The following is a 14,003-nucleotide window of genomic DNA, read 5'->3' on the forward strand; positions in this document are numbered from 1 at the left end:
CGCGTGCCGAGGCCATGGCCTTGAACCGTCACCAGCTCGCGCGCTGGTTCCCCTTCCTTTCCTGGCCGCGCCCCGACCGGGCCCTGCTCGTCAATGAAGCGATGGCCGGCGTCACGGTCGCCCTGATGGTCATTCCGCAGGGCGTGGCGTACGCGGCGCTGGCCGGCATGCCGCTGGTGACCGGCGTGTACGCCGCGCTGCTGCCGGCGCTGGTCGCGCTGCTCTTCAGTTCATCGGCCCGGCTGTCGGTGGGGCCCACGGCATTGACGAGCCTGCTCGTCGGCGCCTCCCTCGCGCCGCTCGCCATTCCGGGGAGCACCGAATGGGTCGCCTTCGCCGTCTGGCTCACCCTGCTGTCGGGACTGATGCAGGTAGTGCTCGGCGCGGCGAGATTCGGCTGGCTCTTGCGCATGGTCAATTCGCCGGTGCTAATGGGCTTCACGCAGGGCGCGGCCGTGCTGATCACGCTGTCGCAATTGCCGGCGTTGCTTGGGTTCACCGGGCGTTCGTTCCTGCAGGTGCTCCACGGTCCGCATCCGGACTACGTCGCCATCGCTTTCGGGCTCGGCGGCATGGCGATGCTGTGGCTCGGCAAGCGATGGGTGCCACGCTTCCCGACCACCATGGCGCTGGTCGCCGTCGCAGGCGCGATCAGCGCTGCGACCGGCTACGCGCTGAAGGGTGGCGCCGTGATCGGCACGCTGCCGTCGGGCCTGCCCTCGTTCTACTGGCCAGGCGGGCTGTCGATGAACCAGCTGGGCACGCTGCTGCTGCCCGCCTTCCTGATCACGCTCGTGAGCTTTCTGGAGACGGCATCGAGCGCCAAGGTGGACAACGCGCGCGCCGGCAAGCTGTGGAACGAAAACCAGGACCTGATCGGCCAGGGCCTGGGCAAGATCGCCTCGGGGTTGACGGGTTCGTTCCCGACCAGCTCGTCGTTCTCGCGCTCGGCCATCACGCTGTATGCGGGCGCCAAGACGCAATGGGCCACGCTCTTCAGCGTCGCCGTGGTGGCGGCCGCCTTGCTGTGGGCGATGCCGCTGCTCTATCACGTGCCGCAGGCCGTGCTGGCATCGATCGTGGCGACCGCCACCATCGGCCTGCTGCGGCCGTCGACCTTCGTGGCGCTGTGGCGCATCTCGCGGATCGAGGCGGCCATCGCGATCGGCACCTTCGTGCTGACCATCGCGACGGCGCCGTCGATCTACTGGGGCGTGCTGGGCGGTCTTCTCGCCGCGCTGGCGCACTACATGTATCGCCATCTGCACCCGCGCATCATCGAGGTCGGCCTGCATCCCGACGGAAGCCTGCGCGACCGTCATCTGTGGCATCTGCCGCCGCTCGCGCCGAACCTCTATGCGCTGCGCATGGATGCCGAGCTCGACTTCGCTTCCGCGAGCACGCTGGAGCGTGCCATCACCGTTGCGCTGGCGCAGCAACCGAGCCTGACCGACGTGTGCCTCTTCGCGCAGCCGATCAACCGGGTCGACATCACGGGCGCTGAAGTCTTCGGCAGCATTCGCCGCCTGCTCGAATCGCACGGCGTACGGTTTCACATGTCGGGACTCAAGCTGCCTGCGCAGCAGGTGCTGGAACGCGCCGGGCTGCTGGCGCCGGGGCCGATGCTGTTCAGCTACCGGACCGACGGCGAAGCGCTGGTGGCACTTGCGACTGCCTGCCGGACGCCGCGTGCGGAGGAGGACCTCACTCCTTCACCCGTCCACGCAAGCTCTTGATTTCGGCTCGCTGGCTCTTGCCTTCGAGCCGGCGCTGCCGGGCGCCATAGCTCGGTTTGGTGGCACGACGCGCGCGCGGTGGCGTGGCGATGCTGTCGACCAGTTCCTGCAGGCGCGCCAGCGCGTCGGCGCGATTCATGTCCTGGCTGCGGTGCTTCTGGGCCTTCAATACCAGCACGCCTTCCTGCGTGATGCGGCTGTCGCGCAAGGCGAGCAGCCGCTCCTTGAAGTCATCGGGCAATGAGCTGGCCGGGATGTCGTAGCGCAGGTGCACCGCGCTCGAAACCTTGTTGACGTTCTGTCCGCCCGCGCCTTGCGCGCGGATGGCGCTGAACTCGACCTCCAGCGGATCGATCAGGACGGGTGGGCGCGGAGAAGGCATCCGCTATTCTGGCTTGCGCGGAGGCCCCTCGTCGGGCCGCCCGGCACTCAGTCTTCGCGCGATACCGGCCGCGCCTGCACGTCGGTCACCTGGCCCGGATCGCGAAGACGCACCGGGCTGTCGGCCTCCTGCCCACGCGCCCGCGCAGCGACCACGTCGGCGGCCGTCGGCTCCGCAGGCCGGCCCGCCGCGCGAAAGCGGTCGAAGCCGCCGCGCGGATCGAAGCGCATCACCCACGGCTGGATAGGCTGCCCGGTGAGGCGCGCCCATCCGTAGCGCAATCCCCAGACCATCGCCAGCAGGATCACGGCAACGGCCAGGCTGGCCGCGAAGATCAGGCCGAGAAAGAACAGGACGAGGCGCAGGAAGAAGTTCAGCATCGAACTTAGGCCACGGCCTCGGCGCTTTGTTCCCCGGCCTTGCGGAACGTGAACTGCCCGGGCGTTTGGATCGGGTCGGTGGTCACGACGATCGTGTCCTTCGGCCCGAAGCTTCCGTCCAGCAGCAGCTTCGACAACGGATTCTCGATGCGCTGCTGGATCGCCCGCTTGAGCGGCCTCGCGCCGAACACCGGGTCGAATCCGACCTTGGCGATCTCCGCCAGCGCCCCCGGCGACACGTCGAGGCCCAGGTCCATCTTCGCGAGACGCTCCTGTAGCACCTTGAGCTGGATGGCGGCAATGGCCTCGATGTTCTTCGCGTCGAGCGCGTGGAACACGACGGTCTCGTCGATGCGGTTCAGGAATTCGGGCCTGAAGTAGTTCTTCAACTCGTCCCAGACGGCTTCCTTGATCTCCTCGCTCGGCCGGCCCACCATCGACTGGATGATCGGCGAGCCGATGTTGCTGGTCATCACGATCACCGTGTTCTTGAAGTTCACGGTGCGGCCCTGGCCGTCGGTCAGGCGACCATCGTCGAGCACTTGCAACAACACGTTGAAGACATCGGGGTGCGCCTTCTCGACCTCGTCGAGCAGCAGCACGCTGTAGGGCTTGCGGCGAACGGCCTCGGTCAGGTAGCCGCCTTCCTCATAGCCCACGTAGCCCGGCGGCGCGCCGATCAGGCGCGCGACCGAATGCTTCTCCATGAACTCGCTCATGTCGACGCGGATCAGGTGATCCTCGCTGTCGAACAGGAAGCCCGCGAGCGCCTTGCACAGCTCGGTCTTGCCCACGCCCGTGGGGCCGAGGAACAGGAAGGAACCGGTGGGGCGGTTCGGGTCCGACAGGCCCGAGCGCGAGCGGCGGATCGCATTGGCGACCGCACCGATGGCTTCGTCCTGGCCGACCACGCGCTCGTGCAGCTTCCCCTCCATCATGAGCAGCTTGTCGCGCTCGCCCTGCATCAGCTTCGAGACCGGGATGCCGGTGGCGCGCGCCACGACCTCGGCGATCTCTTCGGCGCCGACCTGCGTGCGCAGCAAGGTGGGCGCGCTGGACTTGCCCTTGTTGGCTTCCGTGTCCTGCGCTTCCTTCAGGCGCTTCTCCAGCCCGGGCAGCTTGCCGTACTGGAGTTCGGCGACCTTGTTGAAGTCACCCTTGCTGGTGAACTCGGCGATCTGGAACTTGATCTTGTCGATCTCCTCTCGGATCTGCGCGCTACCCTGGGCCTGTGCCTTCTCCGCCTGCCAGATTTCGTCGAGGTCGGCGATCTCCTTCTGCAGTCGGGTGATCTCGTCCTCGATCAGGCCGAGGCGCTTCTGCGAAGCCTCGTCCTTTTCGCGGCGCACGGCTTCGCGCTCGATCTGCAATTGGATCAGCCGACGGTCCAGGCGGTCCATGACCTCGGGCTTGGAGTCCATCTCGATCTTGATCTTGGCCGCGGCCTCGTCGATCAGGTCGATGGCCTTGTCGGGCAGGAAGCGATCGGTGATGTAGCGGTCGGACAGCTCGGCCGCGGCGACGATCGCCGGGTCGGTGATGTCGACGCCGTGGTGGACTTCGTACTTCTCCTGCAGGCCGCGCAGGATGGCGATGGTCGCCTCCACGCTCGGTTCGCCCACGAGGATTTTCTGGAAGCGGCGCTCGAGGGCGGCGTCCTTCTCGATGTACTTGCGGTATTCGTCGAGCGTGGTGGCGCCGACGCAGTGCAGCTCGCCGCGCGCGAGCGCCGGCTTGAGCATGTTGCCCGCGTCCATCGCGCCTTCGGCCTTGCCGGCGCCGACCATGGTGTGCAGTTCGTCGATGAAGACGATGGTCTGGCCCTCGTCCTTCGCGAGTTCGCTGAGCACGGTCTTCAGGCGTTCCTCGAACTCGCCGCGGTACTTGGCACCCGCGAGCAGCGCGGCCATGTCGAGCGACAGCACGCGCTTGCCTTTGAGCGACTCGGGCACTTCACCCGCGACGATGCGCTGCGCGAGTCCTTCGACGATGGCCGTCTTGCCCACGCCGGGTTCGCCGATGAGCACGGGGTTGTTCTTGGTGCGGCGTTGCAGCACCTGGATGGCACGGCGGATTTCCTCGTCGCGGCCGATGACCGGGTCGAGCTTGCCCAGGCGCGCACGCTCGGTGAGGTCGAGGCAGTATTTCTTGAGCGCTTCGCGCTGGCCTTCGGCATCGGCGCTGTTCACGCCCTGGCCGCCTCGCACGGCTTCGATCGCGGCTTCGAGCGACTTGCGCGTCACGCCGTTGCTGCGCGCGAGATTGCCAATCTCGGCCTTGCTATCGGCCAGGGCGAGCAGGAAGAGTTCGCTCGCAATGAACTGGTCATTGCGCTTGATCGATTCCTTCTCGGTCGCCTGCAACAGCTTGCCGAGTTCGGGACCGACCTGGACCTGGTCGTGGCCCTGTACCTGCGGCAGCTTCTTCATCGCCGCCTCGGCAGCGGTCAGCAGGCCGGGCACGTTGGCACCGGCACGCTCCAGCAGCGCGCGCGGCCCGTCGTCCTGGCGCAGCATGGCGACCAGAAGATGGGCGGGCTCGATGTACTGGTTGTCGTTGCCCAAGGCGAGCGACTGGGCGTCGGCGAGGGCTTCCTGGAATTTGGTGGTGAGTTTGTCTTGGCGCATGGCTTGATTCCTGCATTCAAAATAGGGCTGTTCCGGAGCGATATCAAGACCGTTCGGACTTTTTTCCATCAAGCAATCATTTGGAGTCGATAGATGCTCAAGTCAACATGGGGTGGCGCCTCGCGCCTGATGCGCGGTGTTTTCGCCGCCGGCCTGCTGGCCGTCGGGGGATTGGCGCTGGCACAGCCCGCCGGTACGCCGATCCGGCTGCTGGTCGGTTTCCCGGCCGGCGGTGGCACCGACGTCATTGCCCGCACGCTGGCCGAGAAGCTCAAGGACCAGCTGGGCACCCCTGTCGTCGTCGAGAACCGTGCGGGCGCGGGCGGCCAGATCGCCGCGCAGGCACTGAAGGCTTCGCCGGCCGACGGCCACACGCTCTTCCTGTCGCATGACCATTCGATCTCGATCCTTCCGCTGGTGGTGAAGAGCCCCGGCTTCGACCCAGCGCGCGATTTCGTGCCAGTTGCGGGCTTCGCGACCTTCGCCAACGCGCTGGCTGTTTCGGGCGGCACGCCGGCCAAGTCGATCAACGAGTACGTGGCGTGGGTCCGGAACCAGCGCGGCGGCAAGGACACCATCGGCGTGCCGGCGCCCGCTTCGATCCCGGAATTCCTGGTCAAGCTGATCGGCACCAAGTACAAGCTCGACCTCCAGGCCGCGCCCTACCGCGGCAGCGCGCCGATGATGGCCGACATGCTGGGCAACCAGATCAGCGCGGGCATCGGTTCCGTTCCCGACTTCATCGAGAACCAGAAGGCGGGCAAGATCCGCGTCGTCGCGGTCATCGGCGGCAAGCGCCAGGCCGTGCTGCCGCAGGTGCCGACCTTCGCCGAACTCGGTCTGTCGGGGTTGGAGGACCTACCCTACTACGGCATCTTCGCGCCCGTGGGCACGCCGCAGCCGGTGATCGATCGCTTCGGGGAAGCACTGTCGAAGGTGCTGGCGATGCCCGATGTGCGCGAGCGCCTGGTCGCCATGGGCCTGACGGTCGACTTCATGCCGCAGGGGCAATTCGCGGGTCGGGTGCGCAGCTACACGCAGACCTGGGAGCAGATCATCAAGGCTAGCGGCTTCACTCCGCAATAGTTGCTCGCCCCCAGCCTCGCTCACTTCGTGTGCTCGGACACCCCCTACCGGGGGCGCTGCGGGTGGACCGGCGGAGCCGGTTCCACCGCAGCTCACGCATCTGGGCGCGCCTCAGGCGTTGGTGGTGGTGATGCCCCAGCGGGCCAAGGCTGCGTCGTCGTCTACGCGGGCGTCGACCCAGCGGGCCCCGTCGGGGGTCTGTTCCTTTTTCCAGAACGGCGCCTGGGTCTTGAGGTAGTCCATCAGGAATTCGCAGGCCTGGAAGCTCTGGCCGCGGTGGGCCGAGATGACGGCGACCATCATGATCTGGTCCAGCGGTTGGAGCAGCCCGACGCGGTGGATCACGCGGGCGCCGAGCATTTCGAAGCGGCGGTGGGCCTCGTCGATCATGGCCTCGATCGCCTGCTCGGTCATGCCGGGGTAGTGCTCCAGTTCCATGGAGGCGACCGTGCTTCCGTCGTTGTGGTCGCGGACGATGCCGATGAAGCTGCAGACCGCACCCACACGCGCGTCGCCGGCACGCAACGCGGCGACCTCCTTCTGCAAGTCGAAATCTTCCGTCTGAATCGAAACGCGTGCACCGGTCATTCGGGGATTGTGGCACTGCGATAGACTGCGGCGATGCCTCCCAGCGTGCTGCACCACCCCGCTTCCTCTCGCGAAGAGCCTGGCTGCGCGCGCCTGCAAGGCAAAGCCAAAAAACCCAAGCTCGTCTGACCGGAGCTTCGGTTCCGTCGTCGGATGAGCGACGGAACTGCAAGGCTCAGGTCGAAGCTGGTTGTGCGCGCGCATCCGACGGTGGTTGTTCCACCGGTCGATTCCTGAAGGAAATTCGCGTGCAAGACTCTCTTTCTCCGTCCCCCGACTTCTCGGGCCTCTGGATTCCGCTCGTCACACCGTTTCGCGATGGCGCGGTAGACCGTTCCGCGCTTGCGGGGCTGGCTGAGCGACTCGCGCCCACCGGCATCGCGGGTTTCGTGGTGTGCGGTTCGACAGGCGAGGCGGCCTCGCTCGACAGCGACGAGCAACTGGCAGCGCTCGACACCGTTGCCTGGGCCGCGCCAGCGATGCCGCGCATCATGGGCATCTCGGGCTATCACCTCGGCAAGACCCTGGCGTGGACGCGGCGGCTGGGCGATCGAAAGCTGGCCGGGCTGCTCGTGCCTGCGCCGCACTACATCCGGCCTTCGCAGGCAGGCCTGACCGATTGGTTCAGTGCCATTGCGGACGTCAGTGCGGTGCCGGTGGTGGTCTACGACATTCCCTATCGCACCGGCAGTTCCATCGCCCGCGAGACGCTCCTCGCACTCGCCGGCCACCCGCGCATTCGCGCCATCAAGGATTGCGGCGGCGACATGGCCAAGACCCGGGCACTGATCGCGGATGGTCGGCTGCAGGTGCTGGCCGGCGAAGACGCCCAAATGTTCGGCACCGTCGCGGAAGGCGGTGCTGGCGCCATCGCTGCCAGCGCGCATCTCCAGACGGAACGCTTCGTCAGCGTCCTGCGGCTCCTCCGCGAGGGAAGGCTGGAAGATGCCCGTGCACAGTGGCGGCCCCTGCTACCGCTGATTGAAACGCTCTTTGGCGACGCCAATCCCGGCCCATTGAAGGCCGTGCTGGCCAACGAGGGCTGGATGCAGGACGAGTTGCGAGCGCCGATGACGCGCGCGCGGGACGCGCTTCGCGAGCGCCTGCTGCGAATCCAGGCCGAGCTCAGCCGCCCGTGACGGGCGGGAAGAAGGCGACCTCGCTGCCCTCTTGTAGCAAGGCGCCCTCGCCGCTCATCACCCTGTCGAGCGCCATGCGCACGGCCCTGCCGCGGGCCAGCGCGCTGGCGTGCGGCTCGCCGCGCGCGATCAGTTCGTCGCGCAACGCACCGAGGTCGGGTGCGGCGGTTTCGACCGCTTCGCTGCCCTTACCGAGCGCCTCGCGCACCGAGGCGAAATAGCGGACGTTTATCTTCATGCTCAGCCCAAAAGCGAGGCCATCGGAATGAACTGGACCGTATCGCCGGCCTTGAACGGCTGCCCAGCGGGGGTGTCGATCACGCCGTCGCCCCAGACCATGGACGTGAGCACGCCAGAACTTTGATTGGGGAACACATCGAGCCCGCCGGCGGCATTGCGCCGCGCGCGCAGGAACTCCCGTCGGCGATCCGGGCGAGGCCAGTCGAAATCGGCGCGCATCGGAATCGCCCGAGGCGCCAGCTGCGTGACCCCCTGCAGCGCGAGCAGGAACGGACGCACGAGCAGCAGGAAGGTCATGAAGCTCGACACCGGATTCCCCGGCAGGCCGGTGAGATGAGCGTCGCCGATGCGGCCGTACGCAAAGGGCTTTCCCGGCTTCATCGACAGCGACCAGAGGTCGAGCTGGCCCAGGTGCTGCACCGCGGCCTTGATGTGGTCTTCCTCGCCGACCGAGACGCCGCCGGTGGTGATGATCAGATCGTTGCTCAGCGAGGCGGCGCGCAGCGCCTCGATCGTCGCGTCGCGCCGGTCCGGCACGATGCCGAGGTCGTTGACCTCGCAGCCGAAGCGATGCAGCAGCGCGCGCATGAAGAAGCGGTTCGAAGCGAAGATGGAGCCCGGCTTCATTTCGCCGGGTGACACTTCACCGGGCATCACGAGTTCGTCGCCGGTCGACAGCAGCGCGACGCGGGGCCGCTTCGAGACTTGCAGCTGGGCCAGGCCGACGCTTGCGGCGAGCCCGAGCCCCGCGGGCGTGAGGCGTTCGCCCTTCGACAGCACGACATCGCCGGTGGCCACGTCTTCGCCGGCGCGGCGGATCCACTGGCCCGCGGTGGGCGGCATCTCGATGCGGACGCTGCCGAGGCCGCCTTCTTCGGGCAGCGCCGCCGCGTCTTCCTGCATCACGACCGCGTCGGCGCCCTCGGGGATCTGCGCGCCCGTGAAGATGCGAGCGGCCGTGCCCGCGACCAGCGGCGTGCCGACGGTCCCCGCCGGAATACGCTGTGCGACCTTCAGCACGGCGCCCGGCGCCGCACAGTCGGCGATCCGCACCGCGTAGCCGTCCATCGAACTGTTGTCGCGCGGCGGCACGGTGAGGCCCGACACCACGTCCTGGGCCAACACGCGCCCGTCCGCTTCGAAAGTCGACACGCTCTCGGCTCCGACGTCTCGCGTGACAAAGGCCAGCAGGCGCGACAGTGCCTCATCGAGGGCCATCAAGGGCGGACGCGGGGAAGTGCTAGCCATGGTGCTTCACCTTGTAGTCGAAACGATCGGCATTCATCAGCAGCCAGTCGACGATGCCATCGACGTCGTCGAGGTCAAAGACGGGCAGGTCGGTGGTCACGGGAAGTTTGCCCGGATCGTCGGTCGCGACGGCGACGATGAATGCATCGTCGGCATAGCGCGCAGGCCGGGGCGATTCGCCTTCGGCGGACGCACGCCAGACCTCGATCTTGCGCATGTCGATGTGCTTGAAGCCTTCGACCAGCACCCAGTCGACACGCGCATCGAGTTCGGCAACGAGCTGGTGCACGTCGAGTTGCGTAGGCTGCTCGAATTCGCGCATCAGCGCGAGTCGCTTGTCCGACGCGGCCACCACCTCGAAAGCGCCCGCCTCGCGGTGCCGGTAGGTGTCCTTGCCGGGGTGGTCGACATCGAACTTGTGGTGCGCATGCTTGACGACCGACACACGCATCCCATGCCGCTTGAGGGCGGGGATCAGACGCTCGACCAGCGTCGTCTTGCCCGCGCCCGAGAAACCGGCCAAGCCGATGACTTTCATGCGTCGCCTGTCGCGTCAGTCGCAGTGCTGTGCGATGTAGGCCTTGACCGCCTCGGCATCGGCCGGCAGCTTGACGACGCGCTTCGGGAGCGCCTCGATGCCCTCGAAGCGTGCCGGACGCTCCGGCTCGTGGCCCAGCGCTTCGACGATCGTCTCGGCGAACTTGATGGGCAGCGCGGTCTCCAGGACGATCATGGGCTCGCCGGCCACCAGGTGCTCGCGCGCGGCCTTGAGCCCGTCGGCCGTGTGCGTGTCGATCAGCGTTGCGAAGCGCTTGTCGGTGTCGCGAATGGTGGCAAGGCGGTCGGCATGCGTGCTGCGGCTGCTCGCGAAACCGAAGCGGCTCGCGGCCTGTGCAAAGACGGGGTCCACACTCAGGTCGAAGCGGCCGGCGCGGCCGAGTTCAGTCTCGAACAGTCCACGCGCCTTGGCGGCATCGCGGCCGACCAGGTCGAACACGAAGCGCTCGAAATTGCTGGCTTTCGAGATGTCCATCGACGGGCTCGATGTCTCGTGCGTGTCGGCGGCGGAACGCACGCGGTATATGCCGGTGCGGAAGAACTCGTCGAGCACGTCGTTCTCGTTGGTCGCGACCACCAGCTTGCGAACCGGCAGGCCCATCATGCGTGCCACGTGTCCAGCGCAGACATTGCCGAAATTGCCGGACGGAACGGTGAAGCTGACTTGCTTGTCGTTGCTGGCCGTCGCCTGGAAGTAGCCCGCGAAGTAATAGACGACCTGTGCGAGAAGGCGCGCCCAGTTGATCGAGTTGACCGTGCCGATCTTGTACTTGCGCTTGAAGCCCAGGTCGTTGGACACGGCCTTGACGATGTCCTGGCAATCGTCGAACACGCCTGTGATGGCGATGTTGTGGATGTTCGCGTCCTGCAGGCTGAACATCTGCGCCTGCTGGAAGGGGCTCATGCGGCCGTCGGGCGAGGTCATGAAGACCCGCACGCCCTTCTTTCCACGCATCGCGTACTCGGCCGCACTGCCGGTGTCGCCGCTGGTCGCGCCGAGGATGTTGAGTTCTTCGCCGCGGCGGGCCAGTTCGTACTCGAACAGGTTGCCGAGCAACTGCATCGCCATGTCCTTGAACGCCAGCGTGGGGCCGTTGGACAGGGCTTCGAGATAGACGCCGTCTTCCAGTTCGCGCAGCGGAACGATCTCCGGCGTGCCGAACACGTCGGCGGTGTAGGTCTTCGCGCAGATGGCCTTCAGGTCGGCCGGCGGAATGTCGTCGATGTAGAGCGACAGGATCTCGAAGGCGAGTTCGGCGTACGGCAGCGCGCGCCATTTCGACAGCGTGACCGCGTCGAACTTCGGATACTGCTCGGGCAGGTAAAGGCCGCCGTCCGGCGCGAGGCCTTCCAGCAGGATCTCGCAAAAGCGTCGGCGGTCCGGATGGCCGCGCGTGGAGAGGTAGCGCATCAGGACAGCTCTTCCTTGCGGATGCGCACGATCGGCGCCAGCACCGTGGGGAGTGCCTGCAGTTGGGCGAGCGCGTCGTCCAGCGTGCCTTCGCGCGTGTCGTGCGTGAGGATGATCAGGTCGGTCTGCGTCGAGCCCTCGCCGCCCACTTCGTCGGCTTCGCGCTGCAGTACCGCATCGATGCTGATGCCGGCGCTCGCGAGCAGGCCCGTCACCTTCGCGAGCACGCCGGCTTCGTCCGCCACGCGCAGGCGCAGGTAGTAGCTGGTCACCACCTCGGCCATCGGCAGGACCTTCAGGTCGCTCATCGCGTCGGGATGGAAGGCCAGGTGCGGAACGCGGTGCGCCGCGTCGGCCGTGTGCAGGCGGGCGATGTCGACCAGGTCGGCGATCACCGCGCTGGCCGTTGGCTCACTGCCGGCGCCCTTGCCGTAGTAGAGCGTGGTGCCGACGGCATCGCCGTTGACCACGACGGCATTCATCGCGCCTTCGACGTTCGCGAGCAGGCGCTTGGAAGGCACCAGCGCGGGATGCACGCGCAGCTCGATGCCTTGGGGCTTGCGCTTGGTCACGCCCAGCAGCTTGATGCGGTAGCCCAGTTGCTCGGCGTACTTGATGTCCTGCGCCGCGAGCTTGGTAATGCCCTCGATGTGCGCCTTGTCGAACTGCACCGGGATGCCGAAGGCGATCGCGCTCATCAGCGTGACCTTGTGCGCGGCGTCGACGCCTTCGATGTCGAAGGTCGGATCGGCCTCGGCGTAGCCCAGGCGCTGCGCTTCCTTCAGCACGGTGCCGAAGTCCAGGCCCTTGTCCCGCATCTCCGACAGGATGAAGTTGGTGGTGCCGTTGATGATGCCGGCGATCCACTGGATGCTGTTGGCCGTGAGTCCTTCCCGCAGCGCCTTGATGATCGGAATGCCGCCCGCGACCGCCGCCTCAAAGGCCACCATCACGCCCTTCGCATGCGCGGCCGCGAAGATCTCCGTGCCATGCACGGCGAGCAGCGCCTTGTTGGCGGTGACGACGTGCTTGCCGGCCGCAATCGCCTCGAGCACCAATTGCTTCGCGATGCTGTAGCCGCCGATGAGCTCGACCACGATGTCGATGTCGGGATTGGCGATCACGGCGCGCGCGTCGTTGACCACCTGTACGCCCTCGCCGACGACTTCCTTCGCGCGCGCCGTGTCGAGGTCGGCGACCATCGTGATTTCGATGCCGCGACCTGCGCGCCGCTTGATTTCTTCCTGGTTGCGCTGCAGCACCTTGAAGGTGCCGCTACCGACCGTGCCGATGCCGAGCAGGCCAACTTGGATGGGTTTCATTCGATTCTCGATTCTTCTCTGGGGCAATGGGAGCGGGATGCCGCGCGGGTCTCAGCCGACACGGTTTCGGTAGCGTTCGAGGAAGCTCGCGATGCGGGCGACGGCCTCGCGCAGGTCTTCCTCGTGGGGAAGGAACACGATGCGGAAGTGGTCCGGCGTCGACCAGTTGAAGCCGGTGCCCTGGACCAGCATCACCTTGGTTTCCTTCAACAATTCAAGGAAGAACTGCCGGTCGTCATCGATCGGATAGACCTTGGGATCGAGCTTCGGAAACATGTACAGCGCCGCACTCGGCTTGACGCAGCTCACGCCAGGGATCGCGGTGATGAGTTCGTACGCCAGGTCGCGCTGCCTGCGCAGACGGCCGCCCGGGCCCACGAGGTCGTTGATGCTCTGGTAGCCGCCCAGCGCCGTCTGGATGGCCCACTGCCCCGGGACATTCGCGCAAAGGCGCATGTTCGAGAGCATGTTCAGGCCCTCGATGTAGTCGCGCGCCATCTTCTTGTCCCCGGAGACCACGAGCCAGCCCGCGCGGTAGCCGCACGAGCGGTAACTCTTCGACAGGGAATTGAAGGTGAGCGTGAGCACGTCCTTCGAAAGGCTGGCGATGGCGGTGTGCTTCACGCCGTCGTACAGAACCTTGTCGTAGACCTCGTCGGCGAAGATCACCAGCCCGTGCTCGCGCGCGATTGCGACGATGCCCTTGAGCAGATCGTCGGAATAAAGCGCACCCGTCGGGTTGTTGGGGTTGATGACGACGATGCCCTTGGTGCGGGGCGTGATCTTGGCGCGGATGTCGTCGAGGTTCGGCATCCAGCCGTTGTCTTCGTCGCAGACGTAGTGCACCGGCTTGCCGCCCGAAAGGCTCGCCACCGCCGTCCAGAGGGGATAGTCGGGTGCCGGCAGCAGCAGTTCGTCGCCGTCGTTGAGCAAGGCGTTGGTCGCCATCGCGATCAGTTCGCTGGCGCCGTTGCCGAGGTAGATGTCGTCGAGCGTGACGCCCGCGATGCCCTGCTTCTGCGTTTCGTGCATCACGGCCTTGCGCGCCGCGAAGATGCCTTTGCTGTCCGAATAGCCCGCCGATGCCGGCAGGTTGCGGATCATGTCCTGCTGGACCTCCTCCGGTGCATCGAAGCCGAACAGCGCGAGGTTGCCGATGTTGAGCTTGATGATCTTCTGGCCCTCTTCCTCCATCTGCTTCGCGGCGTCCATGATCGGGCCGCGGATGTCGTAGAGCACGTTGGCCAGCTTGGCCGATTTCTTGAGCGGTTTCAAAGTCCCTCCAA

Annotated in this window: 13 protein-coding genes; 3 read left to right on the forward strand and 10 right to left on the reverse strand. The window is 66.5% G+C overall.

Annotated features, from left to right (window positions below; translation table 11 throughout):
• The first annotated feature begins 14 nt into the window (after positions 1–14).
• Positions 15–1,736, forward strand: a complete 1,722-nt coding sequence (locus tag ACSFBL_RS05540; protein ID WP_435514750.1) for a SulP family inorganic anion transporter — start codon at positions 15–17, stop codon at positions 1,734–1,736.
• On the opposite strand, the gene arfB is transcribed toward ACSFBL_RS05540, so the two are convergent.
• Genes arfB through clpB form a run of 3 tightly spaced genes read right to left on the reverse strand, consistent with a single transcriptional unit; the run spans position 1,705 to position 5,125 of the window.
• Positions 1,705–2,118, reverse strand: coding sequence for an alternative ribosome rescue aminoacyl-tRNA hydrolase ArfB (arfB, locus tag ACSFBL_RS05545; protein WP_435514751.1), 414 nt, complete (start codon positions 2,116–2,118; stop codon positions 1,705–1,707). The two genes, ACSFBL_RS05540 and arfB, sit on opposite strands and share 32 nt — an antisense overlap.
• 47 nt (positions 2,119–2,165) lie before the next feature.
• A complete protein-coding gene (locus ACSFBL_RS05550; protein WP_435514752.1) occupies positions 2,166–2,498 on the reverse strand; it encodes a hypothetical protein in 333 nt (110 codons plus the stop codon).
• 5 nt (positions 2,499–2,503) lie between these two features.
• A complete protein-coding gene (clpB, locus tag ACSFBL_RS05555) occupies positions 2,504–5,125 on the reverse strand; it encodes an ATP-dependent chaperone ClpB (protein WP_435514753.1) in 2,622 nt (873 codons plus the stop codon).
• A 93-nt stretch (positions 5,126–5,218) separates the two neighbouring features.
• Here clpB and ACSFBL_RS05560 point away from each other — a divergent pair, with 93 nt between their 5' ends.
• Positions 5,219–6,211 carry a Bug family tripartite tricarboxylate transporter substrate binding protein gene (locus tag ACSFBL_RS05560; protein WP_435514754.1) on the forward strand — a complete coding sequence of 331 codons (993 nt, stop codon included), beginning with the start codon at positions 5,219–5,221 and terminating at the stop codon, positions 6,209–6,211.
• Positions 6,212–6,322: 111 nt separating this feature from the next.
• Here the strand turns inward: ACSFBL_RS05560 and ACSFBL_RS05565 are convergent, their stop codons facing one another.
• The gene (locus tag ACSFBL_RS05565) at positions 6,323–6,799 is read right to left on the reverse strand and encodes a molybdenum cofactor biosynthesis protein MoaE (protein ID WP_435514755.1); all 477 of its coding nucleotides are present in this window, start codon (positions 6,797–6,799) and stop codon (positions 6,323–6,325) included.
• A gap of 242 nt (positions 6,800–7,041) precedes the next feature.
• Between ACSFBL_RS05565 and ACSFBL_RS05570 the strand changes: the two genes are divergently transcribed.
• On the forward strand, positions 7,042–7,938 hold the full coding sequence (locus tag ACSFBL_RS05570) for a 4-hydroxy-tetrahydrodipicolinate synthase family protein (protein WP_435515324.1): 897 nt from the start codon (positions 7,042–7,044) through the stop codon (positions 7,936–7,938).
• Here the strand turns inward: ACSFBL_RS05570 and ACSFBL_RS05575 are convergent.
• From ACSFBL_RS05575 to ACSFBL_RS05600, 6 genes are read right to left on the reverse strand one after another with little or no spacing between them, the layout of a single operon-like run.
• Complete coding sequence (locus tag ACSFBL_RS05575; protein WP_435514756.1) at positions 7,925–8,176, reverse strand: MoaD/ThiS family protein; 252 nt, start codon at positions 8,174–8,176, stop codon at positions 7,925–7,927. The genes ACSFBL_RS05570 and ACSFBL_RS05575 overlap by 14 nt on opposite strands.
• A 2-nt stretch (positions 8,177–8,178) precedes the next feature.
• On the reverse strand, positions 8,179–9,426 hold the full coding sequence (locus tag ACSFBL_RS05580; RefSeq protein WP_435514757.1) for a molybdopterin molybdotransferase MoeA: 1,248 nt from the start codon (positions 9,424–9,426) through the stop codon (positions 8,179–8,181).
• Entirely contained in the window at positions 9,419–9,964 is a 546-nt protein-coding gene (gene mobB / locus ACSFBL_RS05585; protein ID WP_435514758.1) for a molybdopterin-guanine dinucleotide biosynthesis protein B, read from the reverse strand. The genes ACSFBL_RS05580 and mobB overlap by 8 nt, the downstream gene beginning before the upstream one ends.
• A gap of 15 nt (positions 9,965–9,979) precedes the next feature.
• Positions 9,980–11,395: a threonine synthase gene (thrC, locus tag ACSFBL_RS05590; RefSeq protein ID WP_435514759.1), complete on the reverse strand. Its 1,416-nt coding sequence runs from the start codon at positions 11,393–11,395 to the stop codon at positions 9,980–9,982.
• Positions 11,395–12,717, reverse strand: a complete 1,323-nt coding sequence (locus ACSFBL_RS05595) for a homoserine dehydrogenase (RefSeq protein WP_435514760.1) — start codon at positions 12,715–12,717, stop codon at positions 11,395–11,397. The genes thrC and ACSFBL_RS05595 overlap by 1 nt, the downstream gene beginning before the upstream one ends.
• 51 nt (positions 12,718–12,768) lie before the next feature.
• Positions 12,769–13,992 (reverse strand): pyridoxal phosphate-dependent aminotransferase, encoded by a 1,224-nt coding sequence (locus tag ACSFBL_RS05600; protein WP_435514761.1) that lies wholly within the window; start codon positions 13,990–13,992, stop codon positions 12,769–12,771.
• Between the last annotated feature and the right edge of the window lie 11 nt (positions 13,993–14,003).

Origin of the sequence: Variovorax glacialis, assembly GCF_051216375.1 — a bacterium.
Classification (GTDB): Bacteria; Pseudomonadota; Gammaproteobacteria; order Burkholderiales; family Burkholderiaceae_C; genus Variovorax.